The organism is Aquabacter albus, assembly GCF_040049275.1.
In the GTDB taxonomy this organism is placed as follows: domain Bacteria; phylum Pseudomonadota; class Alphaproteobacteria; order Rhizobiales; family Xanthobacteraceae; genus Aquabacter.
This window is the reverse complement of sequence record NZ_JBDZDT010000007.1, coordinates 107,417-131,393: the sequence shown is the minus strand read 5'-3', so window position 1 is coordinate 131,393 and position 23,977 is coordinate 107,417. Positions and strand designations below refer to the sequence as shown.

Genomic DNA, 23,977 nt, shown 5'->3' with positions numbered 1-23,977 from the left:
TATTGCTCCAGCCGCGAGGGACGCTGGACCGACCGGCCGCTCACGCCGTAGAGCGCATGGGAACCGGGAGCCCCGGTTAGCGGCGGCCGTCCAGCCAATAGGTCAGGTTGCCCGACCGGCGCTCCCTGGCGGCATGGGCCTGTTTGGCCTCCTTGTCGTCGCGCCCGTCGTGGTTCGCGTCCCGGCCCGGAACCCTGTCGAAGGTCCTTGGATCTCTGGGATCCTCTTCTGACGCATCCAGGAGCGCGCGTCCCTGCACCGAATCCTTATTCGGCCCGGCTTTCGCCGTCTTTGCATCTGCGTCTTCGCCAAACGGCGTCAGGTCGGCCGTAACTCTGGCATAGGGATCTTTGCTTTCCCTGCCATCTTCCAGCTTCCGGCTTTCTTCCGGTTTGGCTGCCCTGCCAGTCTGGGCCGTGGAAGGGGAGTTCTGTTCCTTGACCGTCTCGGCCTTGATCATATCGAGCTTGGCTGACAATTCGGCGAGCTGCGTTTTAAGCTCCCTGAGTTCGTCCTCCAGACGCTTGATGAGCTTCTTCTGCGCGATTCCCTCCTCGCCGGTGGCGCGAGGCGCTGTCATCGCTTTATCAAGCTGACTGTCCAGCCCGATCTTCTTAATCCTCAGCCTGACCATCGCGTCATCGATGGCCAATTTCCCGGCCCTGCCGGGATTTACGGGTGGCATCATCGGCGAGACGATGAGCATGGCATCCCCCTGTGACCACGCGGCGTGAGGCTCGAACCTAAGGTAAAGTTATACTCGAAGCTTGCGCGAGGCTGACCATCGCCGGCAATGCAAGTGTGCGGGCAAAATACCACCGCGAACGTGCGGCGCTGACGGATCGGCCCTCACCTTGCCGCGAGCAGAAGGTCCATGGCCTCCGGCCTAATGCGCCTCCGGCCCTCCTCAAGGCTCACCGAGCAGTTCCGGCTTACCCCCTGCATGATCTGGGTTCAGTCGCCGCTGTGCTGCTTGGCCAACCCTTTGAGGCGCAGCAGTACCAGATCCTCGCGCGCCCACTGCCGCATGGGATTGCCCGAGCCCAGCAATTGTACAGGAACCAGGATGTGCCCTGCGCCGGATGGCCGCTCGCGGCGGCCACGGCGCGCACCTGGGTCCGTCCCAGGCGCGCGCCCGTCAACCATTAGCCTATGCCCAGCGAAACCGCGTGAATGGCCAGGACAAGCTCGGCCATGACATTCTCTTCTCTAAAAGCACTTCATCGAGTATCGATGCCGTTTAGTTTAGTTTAGTCCATCTCCGTGCCACGCCTTGCTCCATCATACTCTATATTTTGGAGTTCCAAAGGAAAATATTGCCGCTGAAGACCGTCAATGATCTCATGCGAGCGAATATAAAGGCCCATACTTGGCCAGTCGTCCAGGTGCTCGTCAACCTCCACAACAACAACAATTTCCCATCCGGGAAATTTTTTGACGATAGCCCGAAGTGCATGAACGACGTGCGGTCGCAGCAGATCGAGGTTCTGTATCGACAGCCTGACTTGAGGCTCACCCCAATAACTCTGAAGAATCCAAAAGTCTCCTTCGAATGTCCCCTCTTTTCCATGACGCTGCAGCTCGGCCCGAGCGTGTCCGCATATATCCTCAAAGATCGCAATAGCTGCGTCATCATCATTGTGCTTGGCCATGAAAATCCTCATTCATTTCCACGTGGGGCGCGGCGAAGCCAATACATTATTTCGCGTCGGAATATTTTGAGATTAAAATCACGGATCCGAGGATCGTTCGATCTTTTTACTACATCAATAAACTCCTTCGCATGATTATCTGTCATACTTGATGGATTTACTCCTCGCTCTCGTAAAAATGAATCAAGCGTTTCTTTTATTGCTTTATTGTATCTGCGATGAGATTCACTCCATCGATGATGACCGTATTGAAGACGCCCTGTTACAGATTCGTTAAATACATTACGAGCTACCTCTGATAAACCCATCTCCGGATCATTAAATACTTCTTTCGGAACGAAATGATGCCCCCTGATCGGCGGGCTCGGAGATCCTTCCGCGGAAAGGCCAGCGCCTGACCCGCCAGACCACCGGCCGCTGAATATGCCATTTCCAGCGGACCAGCGCGGCTGGCCCTCTCTGTAACCAGCCTTCTGCTGGGATTCGAAATAGAGAGCGCATGCCAACTGGAACTTGCGTGCTGCAAGATTTGAATTTATTCGAGCAATCTCTGATTTTCTTACACAAATTGGATTGTTTACCGCCAGCTTCAGAAGAAAAACTTCTGCGGCAACAAGCGACCTGTACCTTAGAATGTCCCGGTAGATACCCTCTCTAATCGACATAGCCACCTCATTCCAGGAGTCGATGTAGGCTATTATTCCTATCAAAAGACACGCAAAGAATCAAGGTATATTTTCCTAATAAGCGCGAGCGGCCCTGGATGCTGCTACCGCCACCTCCAGTAGCTCATCCATCGTGTGCGGCCCGAACGTCCGGCGTCCCGCTTCAAGCTCGCTCAGCAATTCCAGCATCCTCCGGGCCACAGACACGGAGAGCCCATAGGCATTCGCCAGGGTCAGCATGGGCTCGAACTGGACGCCCAGTTCCGGAACGGCACCGTTCACGATCTGGGTGTAGTAGCCGCTGTGCTGCTTGGCGGAGCCCTTCAGCCGCGCCAGCACCGCGTCGACGCACGCCTGCTGCCGCACCGGATCGCTGGAGCCCAGCGCATTGGGCTGGAACCAGGGCGCGTCCTGCGCCGGGTGGCCGCTCGCCGCCGCCACCGCGGTCACCTCGTGGGCGATGCGGACCGCGATGGGCCGCAGCCGCGGGTCGCTCAGGAATTTTGCCGTGAGCCCATCATCCATGGCCGCTGCACCCAGGAGCGCGCCATAGGCCATCTTGGTCCAGACCACGCTGAAAATGTCGTCGGAGACATGGATGTCGGGATCGAAGTCGTGGAACACGTCGAGGACCCGGTCCAGCGACGGCCCGCGCTGCGGGTCCAGGGTGCCGAGGGTGAGGCTGGCCCGCGCGCCATAGGTGACATGGCCCGGCCCGATATAGTCGGCGGGCAGGAAGAAAGAGGCCGCCACGGTGCGCTCAACGCCGGCAGCGCGCGCCACGTCGCGGGCGCCGAGGCCGTTCTGGCAGGACACCACGATGCCATCCTGCGCCAGATGCGGCAGCAAAGCGGCCATGGCCTGCGTGGTTTGGGGAAGCCGTACCGCCAGCAGCGCGAGGCCGAACGTGCCCTCCACCTCCTCCGGCCGCAGCGCGGGCGCGCCGACCGTCATCTGCGCCACCGGCCCGTCAATGGAGAGCCGGCCGTCGCGGATGGCGGCGAGATGCGCGTCGTTCACGTCCACGAAAACGATATCGCGACCCGCCTTCACCAGATGGGCGCCGATGGTAGAGCCGATGGCGCCAGCGCCCCAGACCAGTACCGGACCTGAATTATCCAATTGATATTTCGCAATATTTTTCATCAGAACAAACCTTTCCAGGCCACAGTCTAACCGACTTGTTGACGATCCTGAAAAAGATATCAAATATATGATATCGAAAGAAGCCAACATCTGGGGATGGGGTCGAAATGAGCACCTATGATGGCGTGATCATCGGCGCGGGGCACAACAGCCTGGTCATGGCGGCCTATCTCACCAAAGCCGGCCTGAAGGTCGCGGTGCTGGAGCGCAACGACCGCATCGGCGGGGGCTGCACCACGGAGGAGCCCACCCTCCCCGGCTATCGCTTCAACATCCACTCCAATTTCTACATGGGCTTCCGCCACGCGCCCTTAATGCGGGACCTGGAACTCTATCGCTTCGGCTTCTCCTTCGTGGAGCCGCTGGTGCAGCAGGGCACCATGTTCAAGGACGGCAAATGCATCGTGCTCCAGCAGGATCTGGAGGCGAGCTGCGCGGCCATCGCCCGCTTCTCCAAGCGCGACGCGGAGACCTTCCGCGACCTCTCCATCCGCTATGACCGGGAGATGCGCCCCCTCCTCACCTCGCTGCGCTACTGCGCGCCACTCGCGCCGGACGTGCTGCGCGACCGCCTCCCCGGGCCGCAGGGCAAGGAATTCCTCTCCCATTCCCAGTACGACCTCTTCGGCGTCATCAAGCACTATTTCGAGGAAGAGCGCGTGCGCACCATGTTCGCCGCGCTCATGCATGTGGGCACCATCGAGAACGCGCCGGGCGCAGGCGCCATGTTCCCCGGCACCATGGCGGCCGTGCGCGGCTATACGCTGCCGGTCGGCGGCTCGGCCTCCTTCACACGGGCGCTGGCGCGGGTGCTGGAGGCCGGCGGCAGCACCATCATCACCGATGCCGACGTACGCGAGATCGTGGTGAAAGACGGCCGCGCCACCGGCGTAAGGCTCGATGACGGCGGATATCTCGAAGGCACCCGCTTCATCGCCTCCGGCATCGATGCGCCCACCACCATGCGCATCTCCGGCGAGGAACATTATTCCCAGAGCGTGCGCGACAAGCTCAACAACTGGTACTGGGGCAACCATTCCTCGGTCACCCTGCACCTCGCCCTCAAGCGCCCGCCCACCTATCGCAGCGCGGCCTATGACGCGAACGTGGGCAAGGCGTTCAACACCTTCTTCGGCATGGAGAGCCTGGACGATATCGAGGCCTCCTTCCACGCCTGCGAGACCGGCCGCTTCCCCGACATCCTGATGGGCAATGGCGCCTGCAACAGCGCGGTCGATCCCCTCTACAGCCCGGCGGACGGGCACGTGGCCTTCTGGTGGCCCTTCGCCCCCTATTCGGTGGATGGCAGCCCCGCCAACTGGGACGCGCGCGGCGAGGAATACGCTGCCCGGCTTCTGGAGAACTGGCGCGTCCACGCGGACAATCTGGACGGCGACAATATCCGCGCGAGCCATTTGTGCACCCCGCTCGATTATGAGAGGCTGAACATCAACATGGTGCAGGGTGCGGCGCGCATGGGCGCCTGGGTGCCGAGCCAGCTCGGCATCAACCGGCCGCATCCTGAATTGTCCGGCACGCGCACGCCCATTGCCGGCCTCTATCTCTGCGGCTCCTCCACCACCGGCACCGGCGGCGGGCTCAACGGCGCGCCCGGCTATATTGCCGCCAATGCTGTCGTGGATGATCTTGGGCTTGAGCGCACTTGGATCCCGATGCCGGCCCCGGAATGGCGGCATTGAGGGCGATGCACTACTTAAGGTTGCATTCTACGAGCAAATCACCGATGTTCCGTTCCGACCAGCGCGATGGAGGGAGTACGATGACGTGCAGCCGACGTTCGTGGTTATGGGGTTTCGCCCTCGCGCTGACGGGGGTTTTCGCCGCCGCCGGGCCGGGCCAAGCCCAGCAGCAGAAACCCCTCGACAAGGTGATCCTGCGCATCAACTTCACGCCCTGGGGCATGCACGCCCCCTATTTCTACGGCCTCGCCAAGGGCATCTATCGCGAGGAGGGCATCGACCTCGAAATCCGCCCGCCCTCCACCGGCCAGCAGAATGAGGGCTTCATCGCCTCCGGGCGCGAGCAGTTCGGCGTCACCAATGCGGACGCCTTCACCCGCGCCAAGGGCAGCGGCCTGCCCATCGTCGCCATCATGGCGGAGCAGCCGGACACGCCCTTCGCGGTGGCGTCCCTCAAGGCGGACAACATCACCCAGCCGAGCCAGCTGAAGGGCAAGAAGATCTCCTGGTTTCACCAGAACGTGAAGAGCCTGCTCCTGCCGCTCCTGAAAGCCGGCGGCCTGAAAGTGGACGACGTGGAATATGTGGTCATCGCCCCCGGCACCGAGACGCAGCTTCTGGCGGCGCGCCAGACCGACGTGATGTGGGCGCAGATCCACGGCCAGCCGCTGACCATGGAAATGCGCGGCTTCCCCATGAACGTGATGGCGCTGAAAGACTATGGCGTGAAATTCTACGGGGTTCTGATCTACACCAACGAGAACCTGGTGAAGACCAATCCCGACCTCGTGCAGCGTTTCGTGAAAGCGACCACGCGCTCGATCATGGCCGCCATGGACAATCCCGACGCCGCCGTGGCGGAGGTGATCAAGGTGTCTCCGGACCGCGACCAGAAGCTGGAAACCACCAAGCTCAAGATCATCCAGAACCAATTCTACAAGTCGCCCGACTTCGCCGAGCGCTTCGGCAAGATGAATGACGACCGCTGGCAGTCCACCATCGATTATCTGAAGGAGGGCGGCGATCTCGGGCAGGCCCTCAAGCCGTCCGACATGTACACCAACAAGTTCGTGGACGGCGCCAAGGACACCGCCGACCTCGCGCAGAAGATCAAGTCCAACACCACCCAGTGATCCCCGGCCGGCGCCCGCCGGCCGTCCCGCTCGAACCTCCCGGCGCGCGCATGCGGGCGCCGGCCGCCTTTTCTTTGCCCGGAGTGAACCATCATGGGTATGCATGACAGCCGCGTCGCACTCGTCACGGGGGGCGCCGGCTCTATCGGCCGCCAGATCTGCGGGCGCCTTGCCGGAGCGGGGGCCCATGTCATCGTCGTGGACCAGTCGGACCGTGCTGTTGCCTTTGCCGCGGAGCTGGAGGAGGCCGGCTTCAAGGCCGAGGGCATGGTCTGCGACGTTTCGGACGAAGCCGCCGTCGACCTCCTCGCCGACCGTGTGAAGGCCCGGCACGGCAAGGTGGACATCCTCATCAACAATGCCGGCATCGTGCTGCGCAAGCAGGGACGGAAGGTGCCGGCGCTTCAGCTCGGCCTCGACGACTGGAACCGGGTGCTCGCCGTGAACCTCACCGGCGCCTTCCTGTTCGTGCGTGCCTTCGTTCCGCTGATGGTGGATGCGCGCTGGGGGCGCGTCATCAACATGTCCTCCATGGGCGGGCGGGTGGGCTCGCGCATCAATGGCATGCACTATTCCGCGTCGAAGGCCGGGCTCATCGGCATGTCGCGCACCCTGGCGCTGGAAGTGTCGCGGGCGGGCGTCACCGTGAACGTCATCGCGCCGGGCCGCATCGCCACGGAGATGAACAAATCCGAGGGGACTTCGGACCAGCTCATCGACACCTTCATCCCCGCCGGCCGCCTCGGCGGGCCGGAGGAAGTGGCGGCGTGCGCCATGTATCTTGCGTCCGATGAAGCAAGCTATGTCACAGGCGCAATTCTGGATGTGAACGGCGGCTGGTATATGCCGTAAGGCAGACTTCATTGTCCGCAGCGTGCGGTGCCCGGGATTCCCGGGCCGTTTCCACAAGGACCCGTTCCATGGCCAGGGTGCAGCCGGCGGACTTCCAGACCAAGACCCAGGTGGTTTTCACCGAACTGAAGCAGCGCATCGTGGAAGGGAGCCTTCAGCCCGGCGCGCGGCTTCTCCTGAAAGCGGTGGCCGAGGAGTTCCGCTGCAGCGAGATCCCCGTGCGCGAGGCCTTCCGCTCGCTGGAGGCGCGGGGCTTCGTGGAGCTGATTCCCCATTCGGGCGCCTATGTCACCAAGCTGCGAGTGGACGAGATCCTCGACTACACGCAGATCCGTACCCTTCTGGAGCCCGAGGCCAATTTCCTGGCCGGTCCCCTCGTGGACAAGGCGGCGGTGAAGCAGCTCAAATCCATCAATGCGGAGATGGCCGACCGCCGCAAGATCAAGACCGCGACGCGCTATTCCGAGCTGAACCGCGCCTTCCACCGCACCATCCTCGCCTTCTGCCCCAATGAGAAGCTGATCTCCATAATCGAGGATGTGTGGGACCGGGGGGAGCGCGGCTCCCAGGTGTTCAAGCGCGGGCTGGAATTCGTGTCGGAGGCCACCGCGCAGCATGAGGAGATGATCCGCCTCATCATTGCACGCGATTTCGAGGGGCTGCGCGAGCTGAGCCGCCGGCACGCCGAGTTCAATCTCGAGGCCATCAGGACGCTAATATCCGAAGAAAAAGATCAAACGACCGATTGAACCTCGGGCCGTCTGGGAGGATCATGTCCCCGCCCTCCTCTCCTCCTTCCCCGAGGCTTCCCCCATGACACATACGGCTCAGCTCATGGAGCGACAGAACGCGGCCGTGGCCGGCGGCGTCGCCACCCGCAAGATTTACGCGGCGAAGGCCGAGAACTCCGAAATCTGGGACGTGGACGGCAAGCGCTTCATCGACTTTGCCGCCGGCATCGCCGTTGTGAACACCGGCCACCGTCACCCCAAGGTGATGCAGGCAGTGATGGCGCAGGCGGACGCCTTCACCCACACCTGCTTCCACGTGGCGCCCTATGAGGGCTACATCTCGCTGGCCGAGCGGCTGAACGCCATCGCCCCGACGGGCGGTGAGAACCGCACCATGCTGGTGACCACCGGGGCAGAGGCGGTGGAGAACGCCATCAAGGTGGCGCGCGCCTATACCAAGCGCTCGGGCATCCTCGCCTTTTCCGGTGCGTTCCACGGGCGCACGCTGCTCGGCATGTCGCTCACCGGCAAGGTGATGCCCTACAAGCGTAATTTCGGCCCCTTCCCAGGCGAGATCTACCACGCGGCCTTCCCCAACCCCTATCTCGGCATCTCCACGGAGGATGCCATCGCCGACATCGAGCGGCTGTTCGCCTCGGACGTGGACCCGGAGCGCGTCGCCGCCATGATCGTGGAGCCGGTGCAGGGTGAGGGCGGCTTCAACGTCGCCCCGTTCGACTTCCTGGCGCGCCTGCGCGAGATCGCGACCCGCCACGGCATCGTCTTCATCGCCGATGAGGTGCAGGCCGGCATGGGCCGCACCGGCAAGATGTTCGCCTTCGAGCATGCCGGCGTCCAGGCGGACGTGATCACGCTTGCCAAGGGCCTCGCCGGGGGTTTTCCGCTCTCCGCCGTGGTGGGGCGCAAGGAAATCATGTCGGCCGCCCATCCCGGCGGCCTCGGCGGCACCTATGCCGGCAACCCCATGGCGGTGGCGGCAGCCAACGCGGTGCTGGACGTGATCGCCGAGGAAGGCCTGTGCGAGCGCGCGACCCGCATCGGCGAGCGCATCACCGCCATGCTGAAGGGCCTTGCCGAACGCCAGGGCATGGAGCGCATCGGTGACGTGCGCGGCCTCGGCGCCATGGTGGCCTTCGAGCTGGTGGAAGACCGCGCCTCCAAGCAGGCGGCGCCGGCGCTCACCAACAGGATCGTCGAGGAGGCCGAGAAGCGCGGACTCATCCTGCTCTCCTGCGGCACGCGGGCGAACGTGATCCGCATTCTCACCCCCCTCACCATCGGCGACGACACCCTCACCGAGGGGCTGGCGATCCTGGAGCAGGCGGTGGAAGCCGCCTTCTCCGCGGCGCCCGCCGTCGCCGCCTGACGATCAATCCGCCCCCTGCGTTGGAGTATTGCGTGATGAATGGTGCGGACCGTCTGTGCGACGCTTTGCTGGTGAACGGCGTCGATGTGTGCTTCGCCAATCCCGGCACGTCTGAGATGCATTTCGTGGCGGCGCTGGACCGCAAGCCGCAGATGCGCTGCGTGCTCGGCCTGTTCGAGGGCGTGGTGACGGGGGCGGCGGACGGCTATGCCCGCATGGCGGAGAAGCCGGCGGCAACCTTGCTCCATCTCGGCCCCGGCCTCGCCAACGGCCTTGCCAACATCCACAACGCCAAGCGCGCCCGCACGCCCATGATCAACGTGGTGGGCGACCATGCGAGCTACCATCTCCAGCACGATGCCCCGCTCACCTCTGACATAGAAGGCCTCGCGCGTCCCATGTCCCACTGGGTGGGCCGCGCCACCGGGCCGGACGACGTGGCGCAGACCTGCGCTGCCGCTTATGCGGCCGCCATGTCGACGCCGGGCATCTCCACCATGATCCTGCCGGCGGACGCCGCCTGGAGCGAGGCGAAGGACACGCCTCTGAGCCCAACCGCCATTCCGGTGCCGGAGGCGATTTCGGCGGATGCGCTGAAGGCCGCCGTCGCCGCCCTGCGAAGCGGCCGGAAGGCCGCGCTCCTCCTCGCCGGCGGGGCGCTGCGCGAAGGCGCGTTGGTGACGGCCGGCCGCATCGCCGCCGCCACGGGAGCGAGCCTGTTCTCGCAGGTGTCGGGGCGCGGCGAGCGGGGCGCGGGACGGGTCTATGCGCGCCCGGTCCCCTACCCCATCGACATGGCCATCACCGCGCTGGCCGATCTTGAGGTGGTGGTGTGCATCGGCGGCCGCGCGCCGGTGGGCTTCTTCGCCTATCCCGGCAAGCCGGGCGTGCTGCTGCCGCCGGGCTGCGAGGTGGTGGAGCTGGCGCGCCAAGGCCAGGACCTTGCCGCAGCCTTGGACGCGCTCGCGGACGCGCTCAATGCCCCGCGCGAAAAGCCGGCGACCAGCGGCTGGACCGCCCGCGACCTGCCTCGCCCCACTGGCGCGCTGAACCCGGACAACATTTCCCTCACCGTCGCCCGTGCTCTGCCCGAGGGCGCCATCATCTGTGACGAGGCGCTCACCTCCGGCGGGCGCTATGCCGTGCTGGCGCCCACCATGGCGCCCCACGATCATCTGCCTATCACCGGCGGCTCCATCGGCATCGGCATTCCGCTGGCGACGGGCGCCGCCGTGGGAGCCCCCGGGCGGAAGGTGGTGACCCTCCAGGCAGACGGCTCCGGCATGTACACCGTGCAGGGCCTGTGGACCCAGGCACGCGAGAAGCTGGACGTGGTCACCATCGTCTTCTCGAACCGCGCCTATGCCATCCTCCAGGGCGAGATGCGCAATGTGGGCGTCAACGCCTTTGGCCGGAACGCCAGCCGCATGCTGAATCTCAACGAGCCCGACCTCGACTGGGTAAGCCTCGCCAAGGGCATGGGCGTGGAAGCCGCGCGCGCCACCACCATCGAAGAGTTCATGGACCTGTTCGACACCGCGCTGAAGCAGAGCGGGCCGTTCCTGATCGAGGCGGTGATCTGAAAGCGCGGACGCCGTCGTCCCGAAAGTCTCTTCGACGGCTGGGCTAATCCTTCGCCGGCGCGAGCCGGTACATGTCCTTTTCCGCAACAACCAGCCGGTCGCGGCCGAGCCGCTTTGCGCGGTAGAGGGCCTTGTCGGCCGCGGCCATCACCCGCGTGAAGCGATCGCCCGTGACCTCTCCGCACGCAATGCCCCCGCTCGCCGCGCATTCAAGATGGAGATCGGCGGAGACCCGCTCGGCGAAGTCGTGGCGCAGCCGCTCGGCCTGCGCGCCGAGGGCCGCGATGTCGCCCCGCGGGCAGACCAGCACGAACTCCTCGCCCCCCAGCCGCGCGATGACCTGCCCCGGCTCGATGTGGCGGCGCAATGTGCGCGCGAACAGCGCGATCACTTCGTCGCCCATCCCATGGCCCCGGCTGTCATTGATGGCCTTGAACCGGTCAATGTCGAACACGACGAGCGCGACCGTGCCGGTGAATGCCGCCACGCTCTCGAACAGGGCGCGCCGGTTGGGCAGGCCGGTCAGGGGGTCGGTCAGAGCCTGCTGGCGATGGTCGCGGATGAGACGCTTCTGATTGAGGGAAAACGTCAGCGCGCCGAGGACGGGAACGACCGCGACGGCAAGCGCGAGGCTGAGGGTTTGCGCCCAATTCTGCGGCGGCCCGGGCATGATGGCCCTGCCCTCCATTGCGACCAGGCTCGCCCGCACCAGGAGCGAGAGAGCGATGGCGGAATAGAACACCGTTAGCGTGATGAGCGTCCCGGGCGCCTCGGAGCGCGCCTTCCAGAAATTGAAGGCTGTGAGGAAATTCAGCACGGCGGCGGAGAGAAACCCGACAACAAAGCCGATCCCGTTGTACCCCAGCAGATGAAACGGGACAGTCACCCCGATGGTCAGCCCCGCCGCCCAGAGGATGACGCGCCAGGGAGACGCATCGTTCCTGAACTGCCAGGCGGTGCCATAGATCGTGGCAAGGCCGCTGAGCAGCAGCACATAGGCGCCGGTGACGAGCCAGACCTGAGGGGACTGCGCATAGAAGGCGGAAAAGATGCCGCTCAGCCCGACCATCACCGCGCCCACGGCACAGGTCAGGAGGAAGCCGTCACGCTGGGAGGACAACCATGCCGAGAACAGGACCGCGCTGACGCCAGCGGTGGACAGGCACACCGAAAGAAGGAGGGATGTGAAATCCAGCATTACCCTTCTTCCTCGCCAACCCTCAATTCAGGACCTCCATCCCGCCGCTGGCTGGGGCTTGTCTGTATAAAGATCGAATAACCGTGGTCGGACAAAGGCGCAATCCTGCCGCAGGCCGTCTTCGGCGCGGGTCGGAATTTGACGGTTTTGTCTTTTGCAGGATGCGCCGGACACCGCCTGCGCCACCAACGTTAAGGGGCGCACCGGGCCGTGTCCGCATGCACATCGTCGCGCCCGCAGGTTGCGCCGGGCTCGTGCCAGCACGGCCCCCAAATCAGGGGAGGACGCCCGCTCCTACTTCAACACGTCCATGATCCAGTCGCACATATAGTCCGTGCCGTTCGGCGCGTTATCGACCTGGCAATGCTCGATGCCGCCCTCGTCCGCCGTGAACACCTTCAGCTCGCGCCGGGAGGCGTTCACCGCCGCCTCATAGGTTTTCACGGCATAGTCCAGCGGCACCTGCTTGTCCGCCGCGCCGTGGGTGATGAGGAGCGGGCAGGTCAGGTTCTCGATCACCCCTTCCAGCGTCATGCGCCGGGTAATGGCGAGCGCCTCCTCCACCGTCTCGGTCCCGAACACGTACTTGATGTGGTCCACCCAGTCGGAGACCGAAAGCGCCTTGCCCTCCAGCTTCTGCGCGCGGCTCTGCGAGATCGCCCCGTAATCCCAGATGGCGCCCCAGGCGACGCAGCAGGCGAGGCGCTTCTCGAACGATGCCGCGCGCGGCGCGAAATAGCCCCCGAGGCTGATGGCGATGATGCCGATCTTTTTCGGGTCCACGTCCGCCCGCGTCTCCAGATAGTCGACGCACGCGCTGGCGGGGACCTCGGTCTCCGGGAACAGCTTCATGCCCTTCAGCCGCAGCGCCGCGCCGACGCCAGGATGGTCCACCAGCAGCACCGAGATGCCGCGCTCCCGCAGCTCATGGGCGATGCCGCGCAGGAACAGGATCTCCTTCATCACGTCGAAGCCGTCGAAATGGATCATGCAGGGCGCGGGGCCGTCCACGCCCTTGGCCGGCACGAACAAAGCGGGGAGCGTGTCGCCCCGGTAGGGCACCTCCACGAACTCCACCGGCTCGTCCATGAACTCCACATATTTGCGGAACTGGCCGAGCGCCTTCTCGTAGAATTCGAGGCGCCGGGGGTCTTCCGAGGACATGTTGCGCTCGGCGACGAAATCATAGAGCGCCGCGCGGCGGTACTTGCGCCCCGCGCTGCGCCGGTGGCCGGCCTTCGCGTCGATTTCCGCGAGGCGTTCCAGCCGCTCGCCGAGCATCGCCCAGGCCCGCCCCCAGTCGCCGGAGGCCGCGACGCCGTCGCCCGCTTTCTCCACCAAGGGCCGGCAGACCTCGTCGATTTCCGAGATCACAGCGCCATTGTTGAGCGCCGCGCAGATGGCGAGGTTCCAGGGATAATTGCCGCGGAAATATTCGAACATGGGAGGTCTCCGCCGAAGCCTTGTTCCCTCTCCCGCTTGCGGAGGAGGGTTAGGGAGGGGGAAATGGTGAGGAATGGGCGGGTGTGGCTTTTGTCGTGAGGCCCCGGCCCCCTCCCCAGCCCTCCTCCGCAAGCGGGAGAGGGAGTCTGCTGCGTACTCCGACGACACTCACTTCATCGGAATGACCGGCAGCATCAGATAGGTCTCGCCGCCGGGGCCGAAATGCAGCGTGTTCTTGCCGCCGTAGACGTCCATGGGCCGGTCCACCGGATCGTTGTGGGTGAAGGGGCCGACGCCGTACATCTTGTAGGAATTGTACGGCAGGTCCGCCGGCGTGCCGTCATACTCGTAATCCTTGCCGCGGATGTTGAGCGCGAGGCGATAGCCCTTCGGGATGACGAGGCAGGTCGGCCAGATCTCCACGTCCAGCTCCACCGGCTTGCCGGGCTCCAGCGGCCAGGTCTCGTCATGGGTGTGCCAGGGCCGGTACGGCAGGGTCTGCGCGGGATCGAGCTTGCGCTGGGAGGCGCGAAGCCAGCCAAGGCCGACCGGCGTGCGCGGATCGTTGGAGCCGATGAATACCACCTCCTTGTCCTCCTCGTCATAGACGCGGATGGCGAGGAACACGTCGGCATCCTCGGTCTGCGAGGAGAGGAACAGCTTGGCCGCGAGCGGCCCGGTGATCTCCATGGGCTCCTTCAAGGGCGGGGTCGTGAAATAGAGCCCGTCGCCCATGGCCTCATAGGTCAGCGTGGTCTCGGAGGCGGGCTTTTCGGTGCCCAGCGTCATCGTGTCGGGGTCGAGATAGAACTTGGTCCACTGGGTGCGTGCCAGCGGCCATTCCTGCTCGTCGCGCAGCACGAACTTCTCGCCGGGATGGCGGATGTTGAGCTGTACCGGCGGCTGCTTGTCCCAGCCCGTATCCTCGCCCTTCAGGAAGTAGCCGAGGAACTTCTTCTGCAGCGCGAGGCCATAGTTCGAGTAGAAATGCGAGAAGTGTGTGTCGCCGTGCACCTCCAGCCATTTCTGCTTGGTGCCAGCCTTCAGATAGCCCTCGAAATTGCCGCGCGTGTGCAGGCCGACGCCGCCCCAATTGCCCGAGGAGAGCAGCGGCGCGGTGATCTTGGAGAAGTCCGCCGGCGAGCGGTCCTTGTGGAACTTGTCGATGAGCTTCTTGCCGCGCATCTCGCCGAGAAGATCGATGCGGTTGGCCTTCAGCTCCTCCTCGGAAAGGGTCTCGGGGCCGCCCACATGCTCGCCGGTGACGCGGCTCTTCTTGCTGCGCTCGCCCTGGCCGTGCTGCATGGAGATCACCTGGCGCTCGTACCAGTTGCCCATGAACTCGTTGAGGATGCCGCCGGAGCGAAGCTGCTCGCGGTAGAAGTCCGAATAGCCTTCCCAGATGCACAGCGCGGCGAGGTGTTTGGGTTGCGTCGGCGCCACCAACCACTGGTTCACCGCATAATAGGAGATGCCCGAGACGGCGACCTTGCCGTTCGACCAGGGCTGGACGCCCGCCCATTCGATGCAGTCGTGGAGATCCTGCGTCTCCTGCGGGCCGAACGGGTCGAGGAAGCCCGGCGAGCGGCCGGCGCCGCGGCTGTCGATGCGCAGGCAGATGTAGCCGTCCGGCACCCAGCGCTCGGGATCGCACAGCTCCCAGCTCTGATAGGCGCTGGTGGTGCCTTCCAGCACTTCGGGGAAGGAGGCGACCATGCGCGACCACGCGCTCTTGTAGCCGTCCTCGAAATGCAGGCCCTTCGCATAGGGGCCGTAATGGAGGATCACGGGATACTTGCCGTCGTCCAGCGGCCGGAAGATGTCCGCGCGGAGCACGATGCCGTCGGGCATGGTAACGGGCGCATCCCATTCCACCCTCATGCCGTCGCGGACTTCGATCTTGTGCTGGTCGTCGCTCATAAAGGTACTCCCGGTCGTTCGCCAAGCGTGCGGGATCGTTGCCGGCGCGAGCCCGCTCCGGCGTGCGTGTCCCAGGTCATGAAAAAGCGCGGCGGGAGGACCGCCGCGCGGAGGAAGGTCAGTTGGTCGGCTTGCGCACGGCCGCCGAAAGGGTCTTGGCCTCGTCCGCCGCGTCTACGAACTGGTTCGTGTACATGCTGGCGGGGGTGGGCTTGGTGGGCAGGTCCTCGGCCAGGGAGTCGATGGTGGCCGCCCACTTGGCATCGTTCATCTTGCCGAAGCGCTCGGCAAAATCAGGGGAATTGTAGAGGTCGTAGATGATGGCGAGCTTGCGGGTCTCAAGCTTGAGGTCCCGGTCGGGCGCCGCCTTGATGACCTCGGCCACCGCCGGCTCCATGTTCTTCTGCGCCCAGATGTAGCCCTGCAGGGTCGCGGTCACGAAGCGCTGCACCAGGCCCGGGTCGCTCTTCACCAGCGCCTCGTTGGTGTAGATCACCGTGCCGTAATTCACGAGGCCATTGTCCTTCATGGCCATGATGTTGACCGGGAATCCCTTGTCTTCCAGCGTCAGCGCCTGGCCGAAGGAATAGCCCCACAGCGCGTCCACCTTGCCGGCGGCGAGCATCTGCACTTCCGCGCCGCGCGAGACCAGCACGAACTCGATGTCGTCGCGGGTGAGGCCGCCCTTCTTCAGGATCGGGTCGATCTGGCCCTTCACATTGGCCTGGAACCACGTGATCTTCTTGCCCTTCATGTCCTTGGGCGCATTGATGTTCGCGTTCTTGAGCGTGATGACGGACACCGGCGTGTCCGGCTGGTCGGCCATGATGGCGATGATGGGCATGCCGCTGGCCTTGGCTTTGACGAAGCCGTCCGCATTGGCGACGCCGAACTGCTCGCGGCCGCTGGCCACGAGGGCCTCTCCGCTCTGGCCGGCGGACGGCGGACGGATCTCCAGCTCGATGCCCTGCTTGGCATAGAAGCCCTGCCCGATGGCCGCGTAATACTGGGCGTGCATGGCCCAGGGGGAGAAATTGATCCGCAGCACCACCTTGTCGAGAGCGCTGGCGGGCGCGGCGGCAAGGATGGAGACGGACGCCAGGGCCGCAAGGCCCGTCAGCAATCGTGGCAACGCTTTCATGGAAGGCTCCTTTGGAATTCGGCCGTCATGACGGCGCGCGTCCGCGCCCGCCGGTGCCGATGCGGTTCAAGAGAGCAGACACGCGGACAGGAGCCGCGCGGGAGGATGCGGGGAGGTTTCGCACCGTCCAAGAAAGCGTTAGCCATTAACGCCCCTCTGATGTTCTCGTATTGTTAGACAATACGATCGTTTTTATTTTCGCGAAAAGGGAACGCCAGCGGGGGGCTTTTGTCAACTGGCTTTCACGGAAGGAAGGCGGCGCGCGGAGCCCGGATGGCATGGCTCATGGCTCGGCCTGACCCGGCCGTCCACGCGCTCACGTCCGTCATCCCCGGGCTTGACCCGGGGATCTGTCTCCCGCGCTTGAGATGGCGGGAGCTGGCCGGGTCAAGCCCGGCCATGACGGCTGGAGGGATGGAGGGCGCCTGCCCTCAATTTGTCGGCTTGCGGATGGCGGCCGACAGTTCCTTCGCCTCGTCCAGGCTGTCCACGATCTGGTTGGTGTACATCTCCGACGCCTTGGGCTTCTGCGGGATGTCCTCCGCCAGGGCGTTGATGGACGTTTCCCATTTGGCATCGTTCATCTTGCCGAAGCGCTCGGCATAATCGGGGGAATTGTAGAGGCTATAGATGATGGCGAGCTTGCGGGTCTCGAGCTTCAGATCCCGGTCGGGGGCCACCTTCACCACCTCGGCCACCGCCGCCTCCATGTGGTCGTGGGTCCAGATGAGGCCCTGCATGGTGGCTCTGACGAACCGCTTCACAAGGTCCGGATTGTCCTTCAGGAGCGCGTCGCTGGTATAGAGCAGCGTGCCGTAATTCTTCAGGCCGTAATCCTTCAGCGGCATGATGTTGACGGGGAAGCCCTTGTCTTCCAGCGTCAGCCCCTGGCCGAAGGCATAGCCCCAGAGCGCATCCATCTTGCCTGCGGCCACAAGCGCCACTTCCGAGCCGCGCGAGACCAGGACGAACTCGATGTCGTCCCGCGTCAGGCCGCCGGCCTTCAGCAGCGGGTCGATCTGGCCCTTCACGTTGGACGAGAACCACGTGATCTTCTTGCCCTTCAGGTCCTGCGGCTTGGTGATGTTAGAGCTCTTCAGCGTGATGACGGAGGTGGGCGTGTCGGGCTCATCGGCCATGACGGCGACCACGGGCACCCCATTGGCCCGCGCCTTCACGAAGCTGTCGATATTGGCAACGCCGAACTGCTCCCGGCCAGAGCCGATCAGCAGCTCGCTGCTCTGGCCGGCGGAGGGCGGGCGAATCTCCACCTCGATGCCCTGCTTGGCGTAATAGCCCTGCGCGATGGCGGCATAGTATTGGGCATGCATGGCCCAGGGCGTGAAGTTGATGCGCAGCACCACCTTGTCGAGAGCGCTTGCGGGCGCGGCCGCGAGCATGGAGGCCGAAGCGAGGGCGGCGAGCCCCATCAGCAGTCGTGGAAACGCTTTCATCGACAACTCCCCGGAAAGTCCGCCGCCGCGGCGGGCCCTGCGGGCCGCGCGGGTGCGGGAGATGAGGCGCACGGACGGAAGTCCGCACGGGAAGATGCGGCAGGTTCCGCATGCTCCAAGAAAGCGTTCGCCCTGAGACCCGACTGGATATCGTATTGAAGTAAAATACGACTGTTTTTCTTTTTCGATGAAAGGGAAAGCCAGCCCCCGACATTTGTCAACTGCTCAGGATCGCGTCCCCTTGTGGAAGAGCGTTGGATTATTCTCGGCAAGACACCGTTCCCCGCTTGCGGGGCGGGTTAAGCTGCATCGACATTCACGCCGGAATGAGTTCAAGAGTGATCGTCATGGCCGGGCTTGTCCCGGCCATCCACGTGGCTTCGCTAGGTGCGCACTCAAAGGATAGGCGTGGATGCCCGGGACAAGCCCGGGCATGACTGCGCATCGCGCTCATGACCGAACTGTTTCATGTCGCCCGCGATCACCGCACGGCGATGGCCGTCCCCCAGGGATCGCGCGCAACGCCGTTTGCCCCAGCCCCCAGCTTCGCGCGCACAATATCCCGCGTCTCCGGCGTCGCGATCAGCTCCACCTCCGCAATCCCGGTGGCGGGGACGCTGCGCACCGACGCGCCACGGCTGTTCCAGATATTGGTCGCGATGTGGTGGTGATAGCCGCCGGACGAATAGAACGTGGCGCCGGGATAGCGGCAGGTGATGTCGAGCCCCAGCGAACCCGCATAGAAGGCTTCCGCCGGCCCGAGATCGCCCACCTGGAGGTGGACGTGGCCGATCACGGCGCCATCCGGAAAGCCCCGCCAGGGCGCATCCCCGCCATCCCGCGCCAGGGCCTGAAGGTCGAGGCGGTCATTGCGCATGACGACCATGCCGTCCGTCCAGGTCCAGTGCGCGGGCGCGCGGTCGGCGTAGATTTCGATGCCGTTGCCCTCCGGATCCGCGAGATAGATGGCCTCGCTCACCACATGGTCGGCGGCACCGTCGATCTTGAGCCCCTCCCCGGCCGCATGCCGCATCCAGCGCCCGAGATCGGACCGCGTCGGCAGGAGGAAGGCGGTATGGAACAGCCCCGCCTCGCGGTGCGAGCTCCGGCGGGCGGCGGCGTCGCGGCGCAGCTCAAAAAAGCCCATGCCGCCCGCGCCCAGAAGCACCGTGTCCGCATCGCCCGAGATGCGGTGCAGGCCCATGGCCTGTTGATAGAAATCGCTCACCCCGTCGAGGTCATGGACGACGAGCGTCACCTTGCCCACATGCAGCGGGGCCTCTGTGGCAATGGACACGCGCGCTCTCCTTCTCGCAGCTTCACCGCCACAGGTATGCAGCGGCGCGGGCGAGCGCCAGGGCCGGGTCGAAGAAGAAGCCGGAGGCTCAGTGCGGGCGGCGCGGGGGACGCGGCGGGGTGATGTCGATCATGTCATGGCCGCTGGGCGAGCTGGTGCGCACCACCACCTTGCCGCGGCCGAAGAGAAGGAAATAGAGGCCGCCCGCCACCACGGACACGGCAATGAAGATGCCCACCGCCACCAGCAGGCTTCCGAGCAGCGTGAACAGCGCCACTGCGGCAATGCCCCCCACGATCAGAATGAGGGCGGCGCGGAAGGTGTTGAGAAGGCGGTTCATGCTCTCGTGTCCAAGGTTCAGGCGCCTTCCCTAACGCGATCATTTGGCCGACTTGTGGCAGCTCAATAACCGCGGCTCGGATCGACCCGGTGCTCCACCGGCTCCCCTGCCCGCACCCGCCGGATATTGTCAGCAATCTGCGCAGCGGCGGACTTGGGGATCGCCACAGAAGCGAGATGGGGTGTGATGAGCACATTGTCCATCTTCCAGAGCGGACTTTCCGCCGGCAGCGGCTCCTTTTCGAACACATCCAGCGTCGCTTCCGCGATGTGCCCGGCCTGGAGCGCCGCCACCAGGGCCGGCTCGTCGACGATGGGCCCGCGCGCCACATTGATGAGCTTCGCGCCCTTGGGCAGGCAGGCGAGGCGGGCGGCATCAAGCAGATGGCGCGTCTCGCCGGTGAGCGGCAGCATCACCACCAGGATCTCGCACCCGCCGAGAAAGGTCGGCAGCGCGTCGAGACCGGCCGCGCATTCCACCCCTTCGATGTCCTTGGGAGAGCGCGACCACCCCTTCACCTTGAAGCCCTGGCGCAGCAGCTCACGGGCCGCCGTGGCGCCGAGCTGGCCGAGGCCGAGGATGCCCACGCTGATCTCGTCCGCCGTGCGGGGCGGCACATAGTGCCAGCGCCCTTCCCGCTGTGCCCGCTCGAAGGTGGGGATGTCCCGGGCATGGCGCAGCACGGCGAACAGCACGAAAGAGGCCATCATGCGCGACATGTCGGGGTCGGACACGCGGGTGATGGGAATGCCGGCAGGCAGGTCCGTGCGCGCCAGGAGCCCGTCCACCCCCGCCCCGAGATTGGCGATGAGGGCGAGATTGGGAAACTGCCCGAAGAAATCCGCCGGCGGCCGCCAGACCAGGGCATAGCGGATGTCGGCGGGATCGCCGATATCAGGGGTGATGCGGATTTCGAGGTCTGGCATCTGCGCCTTCAGGGCATCGACCCAGACATGAGCCGAATCCTGGCCGCTGTGGAACAACAGAACGTCGCCCATATCCTCTATCCTGTCTCAGCGTGGCTTTATGCTCGTGCCGGACGGCGAGGAGCGGTGACGGCTGGGGCGCCCTGGACCTGCACCAGCCATTGGAAACGTCGCAAACGGCGCGCCTGTTTGTAGCAAACGCCTCCCGCACGGCAACGGCGAAAGAGATACCAAGCGAAGCGATCCATGGGAGGCGGGCGGGGAGCCGGCCCGGACGCTCCCGCCCCAGTGCTCCATATCGCACCTGCGAGAAGTATTCAGGCGATTTTTCGCGATCGCAGCATCTTCATATGAGCGATTTTATAATATTCATATGGATGATATACAGATGATGGGGATCGATGTTATCGAATCCAGAAAAAGAGTCGCTTCATCTGAGTGAATAAAAGTTCATTGAGAAGAGATTTCGCGGTCGCAGTGGATTCCGGATGCGGCTCCTTCTCTTGCGTATAGGAGTGCCTTGGAATGGCTGAGCCATCAGGGGCCAGGCGTTCGATCCGCGCGCCCCGCAAGCGCGGCGGCCAAGCGCAACTTTCAGGTCCCTTCCTTCCCCCCATCGATGAGAGGCACGCGCCACCCCGCGCCTGCGCGCCCGACAGGACCGTGAATTCCCCTTAGACCCTCCCACGTCTCAGAGGTCGTCCCATGGATTTTGCACCGGGCACATCTGCGCCATACGTCTCCACCGGCCATTTGCCGGAGCCGGATCAGGTCCAGGAGCTGATCCGGGAGGCGCACAGGCGGTTCGCATCGAACACCGAAGGGGAGAATTCGCAGGTCTATCCGGCCCTGGCGCGGGTCGATCCCGACCTGTTCGGCATCTGCGTGGTCGGCACCGACGGAAGGGAATACTCCGTCGGGGAGACGGACACCGAATTCTCCATCATGAGCGTGTCCAAGCCCTTCACCTTCGCCGTCATGTGCGAGCTCATCGGGCCGCAGGAGGCGCGGCGCAAGCTCGGGGCCAACAGCACGGGGCTGCCCTTCAACTCCCTGGCGGGCATCGAATGGAGCACCGACGGGCGGACCAATCCCATGGTCAATGCCGGCGCCATCGCCACCACGAGCCTGACTCCCGGCGCGAATCTCGAGGAGAAATGGCGGTTCCTGCGCGATCAGCTCTCGCGCTTTGCCGGGCGGCCGCTGGCATTGAACGAGGAGGTTCACCAGTCTGCCGCGGAGACGAATTTCCGCAACCGCGGCATCGCCAACATGCTTCAGAGCCTCGGCTGCATCTATTGCGACCCCATGGAGGCCACCGCCCTCTACACGCTGCAATGCTCCCTGAACGTCACCGCCAAGGATCTGGCGGTGATGGGGGCGACGCTTGCGGATGGCGGGGTGAACCCGCTGACGAAGGAGCGGGTGGTCACCGCCTCCACCTGCCATTACGCGCTCGCCGTGATGACCACCGCCGGCATGTACGAGACCTCCGGGGACTGGCTCTACGACATCGGCCTGCCGGGCAAGAGCGGCATCGGCGGCGGCATCGTCACCGTCTCCCCCGGCAAGGGCGGCCTCGGCACATTCGCGCCTCGCCTCGATGCCGCGGGTAACAGCGTGAAAGGGCAGCTGGTCGCCAAATATCTCTCCCAGCAGCTCGGAATGGATCTGTTCGTTTCACAGCCGGCGTGAGGCGCCCTGAGGCGGAAACACGCTCTGCAGCAAGAACAAACAAGTGGAGGGTTACGCGATGTCCACCAGTTCCCCTGCCATGCGCGCGGACGCATCCGCCACCGAATCCTGGGTGCCCATGATCGCGATCGCGCTGGGCCAGATGATCATGTCGTTCAACGTCGCGTCGCTGCCGGTCGCCCTGGGCGGCATGGTGAAGAGCTTCGGCGTTCCCCCGACCACCATCGCCACCGGCATCGTCGCCTATTCCATGCTGGTCGCCGGCTTCGTGATGCTCGGGGCCAAGTTGGGCCAGCGCTATGGCGCGGCGCGGGTGTTCCGCGCGGCAGTGGTCATTTTCTGCGTGGGGCAGGTGCTGATGACCTTCAGCCCGAGCGCCACCTTCATGATCACGGCCCAGGCCCTGTGCGGCATCGCCGCCTCCATCATCGTGCCCTCGCTGGTGGCGCTGATCGCCGAGAATTATCACGGCAAGCAGCAGGCCACCGCAGTGGGCGCCCTCGGCTCCGCGCGGGCGGCGGCGGGCGTCCTCGCCTTCGTCATCGGCGGCGTTCTCGGCACCTTCATCGGCTGGCGGCCCGCCTTCGGCATCCTCATCGCAGTCTCGGCCATTGTCTTCGTGCTAAGCTTCAAGCTGAAGGCCACCGAAGGCCGGTCCGAAACGGGCATCGATCTGGTGGGCGTCGTGCTGGCCGCCGCGGCCATCATCCTCATCAGCTTCGGGTTCAACAATCTGAACGGGTGGGGCCTCGCGCTGGCGCGGCCGAACGCGCCGTTCAACCTTCTCGGCCTGTCCCCCGCGCCGGTCCTGATTGTGCTGGGGATCGTGCTGGGCCAGCTCTTCCTCATGTGGACGCACCGGCGCCAGCGCGGCTCCGGAACCCCGCTTCTGGCGCTCGAGGTGGTGGATTCCGTGGAGGAGCGGGCGGCGGTTTACGCCCTGTTCACCGTGGTCGCGCTGGAGGCTGCCCTCAACTTCTCGGTGCCGCTTTATATCCAGATCGTGCAGGGCCGCTCGCCCATCGCCACAGCCATCGCCATGATGCCGTTCAACCTCACCGTGTTCTTCACGGCCATGCTGGTGGTGCGGCTCTACGACAAGCTCACCCCAAGGCAGATCGGCCGGTTCAGCTTCATCCTGTGCACTCTCGCCCTTCTCTGGCTGGCTTATGTGGTGCGCAACGACTGGAGCGAGGTCCCCGTGCTGTTCGGCCTGATCCTGTTCGGCATCGGCCAGGGCTCGCTGGTGACGCTGCTGTTCAACGTGCTGGTGACGTCATCGCCAAAGGAGCTTGCAGGTGATGTCGGCTCCCTGCGCGGGACCACGCAGAACCTTGCCGCGGCCGTCGGCACGGCGGTTGCCGGGGCCCTGCTCGTCGGCCTGCTAAGCAGTGCCGTGATGAGCCGGATCGGGGCCAATCCGCTGCTTCCCAAGGAGATCCAGTCGCAGGTTGATCTCGATAGCATCAACTTCGTCAGCAATGACCGCCTCGGCGCCGTGATGGCGGGGACCAGCGCGACGCCGGAGCAGGTGGCGGAGGCGGTGCGGGTGAACACCGAGGCGCGCCTGCGCGCGCTCAAGATCGGCCTGCTCATCATGGCCGGGCTCTGCCTGATCGCCATCGTCCCCGCCGGCCGGCTGCCCAATTACCGCCCCGGCGAAATTCCGGAGAAGCAGCGATAGGGCGTCCGGTCGCGCGAGATGGGAACGATG

At 64.7% G+C, this 23,977-nt stretch carries 20 protein-coding genes; 8 read left to right on the top strand and 12 right to left on the bottom strand.

Annotated features, from left to right (window positions below):
* Positions 1-76: 76 nt before the first annotated feature.
* The 4 genes from ABLE91_RS18755 to ABLE91_RS18740 form a co-directional block, all read right to left on the bottom strand.
* The gene (locus tag ABLE91_RS18755) at positions 77-706 is read right to left on the bottom strand and encodes a hypothetical protein (protein ID WP_348933265.1); all 630 of its coding nucleotides are present in this window, start codon (positions 704-706) and stop codon (positions 77-79) included.
* 544 nt (positions 707-1,250) lie between these two features.
* Entirely contained in the window at positions 1,251-1,652 is a 402-nt protein-coding gene (locus ABLE91_RS18750; RefSeq protein ID WP_348933263.1) for a hypothetical protein, read from the bottom strand.
* Between the two features lie 8 nt (positions 1,653-1,660).
* Positions 1,661-2,317, bottom strand: coding sequence for a hypothetical protein (locus ABLE91_RS18745; RefSeq protein ID WP_348933261.1), 657 nt, complete (start codon positions 2,315-2,317; stop codon positions 1,661-1,663).
* A 75-nt stretch (positions 2,318-2,392) separates the two neighbouring features.
* The gene (locus ABLE91_RS18740) at positions 2,393-3,439 is read right to left on the bottom strand and encodes a ketopantoate reductase family protein (RefSeq protein ID WP_348933259.1); all 1,047 of its coding nucleotides are present in this window, start codon (positions 3,437-3,439) and stop codon (positions 2,393-2,395) included.
* A 131-nt stretch (positions 3,440-3,570) separates the two neighbouring features.
* Here ABLE91_RS18740 and ABLE91_RS18735 point away from each other — a divergent pair, with 131 nt between their 5' ends.
* The 6 genes from ABLE91_RS18735 (at position 3,571) to ABLE91_RS18710 (ending at position 10,849) form a co-directional block, all read left to right on the top strand.
* Positions 3,571-5,163, top strand: coding sequence for a phytoene desaturase family protein (locus tag ABLE91_RS18735; protein WP_348933257.1), 1,593 nt, complete (start codon positions 3,571-3,573; stop codon positions 5,161-5,163).
* A gap of 80 nt (positions 5,164-5,243) precedes the next feature.
* Positions 5,244-6,296 carry an ABC transporter substrate-binding protein gene (locus ABLE91_RS18730; RefSeq protein WP_348933255.1) on the top strand — a complete coding sequence of 351 codons (1,053 nt, stop codon included), beginning with the start codon at positions 5,244-5,246 and terminating at the stop codon, positions 6,294-6,296.
* A gap of 93 nt (positions 6,297-6,389) precedes the next feature.
* Positions 6,390-7,148, top strand: a complete 759-nt coding sequence (locus ABLE91_RS18725; RefSeq protein WP_348933253.1) for an SDR family NAD(P)-dependent oxidoreductase — start codon at positions 6,390-6,392, stop codon at positions 7,146-7,148.
* 68 nt (positions 7,149-7,216) lie between these two features.
* Positions 7,217-7,897: a GntR family transcriptional regulator gene (locus ABLE91_RS18720; protein ID WP_348933251.1), complete on the top strand. Its 681-nt coding sequence runs from the start codon at positions 7,217-7,219 to the stop codon at positions 7,895-7,897.
* 64 nt (positions 7,898-7,961) lie between these two features.
* Positions 7,962-9,266 (top strand): 4-aminobutyrate--2-oxoglutarate transaminase, encoded by a 1,305-nt coding sequence (gabT, locus tag ABLE91_RS18715; RefSeq protein WP_348933249.1) that lies wholly within the window; start codon positions 7,962-7,964, stop codon positions 9,264-9,266.
* A 35-nt stretch (positions 9,267-9,301) separates the two neighbouring features.
* On the top strand, positions 9,302-10,849 hold the full coding sequence (locus ABLE91_RS18710) for an acetolactate synthase large subunit (RefSeq protein WP_348933247.1): 1,548 nt from the start codon (positions 9,302-9,304) through the stop codon (positions 10,847-10,849).
* 43 nt (positions 10,850-10,892) lie between these two features.
* On the opposite strand, the gene ABLE91_RS18705 is transcribed toward ABLE91_RS18710, so the two are convergent.
* From ABLE91_RS18705 to ABLE91_RS18670, 8 genes are all read right to left on the bottom strand, one after another.
* The gene (locus ABLE91_RS18705; protein WP_348933245.1) at positions 10,893-12,047 is read right to left on the bottom strand and encodes a GGDEF domain-containing protein; all 1,155 of its coding nucleotides are present in this window, start codon (positions 12,045-12,047) and stop codon (positions 10,893-10,895) included.
* A gap of 294 nt (positions 12,048-12,341) precedes the next feature.
* The gene (locus ABLE91_RS18700) at positions 12,342-13,490 is read right to left on the bottom strand and encodes an alpha/beta hydrolase family protein (protein ID WP_348933243.1); all 1,149 of its coding nucleotides are present in this window, start codon (positions 13,488-13,490) and stop codon (positions 12,342-12,344) included.
* Positions 13,491-13,658: 168 nt separating this feature from the next.
* Positions 13,659-15,410 (bottom strand): CocE/NonD family hydrolase, encoded by a 1,752-nt coding sequence (locus ABLE91_RS18695; protein WP_348933241.1) that lies wholly within the window; start codon positions 15,408-15,410, stop codon positions 13,659-13,661.
* Positions 15,411-15,528: 118 nt separating this feature from the next.
* Complete coding sequence (locus ABLE91_RS18690) at positions 15,529-16,551, bottom strand: ABC transporter substrate-binding protein (protein WP_348933240.1); 1,023 nt, start codon at positions 16,549-16,551, stop codon at positions 15,529-15,531.
* 431 nt (positions 16,552-16,982) lie between these two features.
* Positions 16,983-18,005: an ABC transporter substrate-binding protein gene (locus ABLE91_RS18685; RefSeq protein WP_348933239.1), complete on the bottom strand. Its 1,023-nt coding sequence runs from the start codon at positions 18,003-18,005 to the stop codon at positions 16,983-16,985.
* 481 nt (positions 18,006-18,486) lie between these two features.
* Positions 18,487-19,302: a VOC family protein gene (locus ABLE91_RS18680; protein ID WP_348933237.1), complete on the bottom strand. Its 816-nt coding sequence runs from the start codon at positions 19,300-19,302 to the stop codon at positions 18,487-18,489.
* Between the two features lie 88 nt (positions 19,303-19,390).
* A complete protein-coding gene (locus ABLE91_RS18675) occupies positions 19,391-19,642 on the bottom strand; it encodes a hypothetical protein (protein ID WP_348933236.1) in 252 nt (83 codons plus the stop codon).
* 62 nt (positions 19,643-19,704) lie between these two features.
* Entirely contained in the window at positions 19,705-20,640 is a 936-nt protein-coding gene (locus ABLE91_RS18670) for a 2-hydroxyacid dehydrogenase (RefSeq protein WP_348933234.1), read from the bottom strand.
* A gap of 633 nt (positions 20,641-21,273) precedes the next feature.
* Here ABLE91_RS18670 and glsA point away from each other — a divergent pair.
* Both glsA and ABLE91_RS18660 read left to right on the top strand, forming a co-directional pair.
* Entirely contained in the window at positions 21,274-22,263 is a 990-nt protein-coding gene (gene glsA, locus ABLE91_RS18665) for a glutaminase A (protein ID WP_348933233.1), read from the top strand.
* A gap of 58 nt (positions 22,264-22,321) precedes the next feature.
* The gene (locus tag ABLE91_RS18660; RefSeq protein WP_348933231.1) at positions 22,322-23,947 is read left to right on the top strand and encodes an MFS transporter; all 1,626 of its coding nucleotides are present in this window, start codon (positions 22,322-22,324) and stop codon (positions 23,945-23,947) included.
* Positions 23,948-23,977 lie beyond the last annotated feature (30 nt).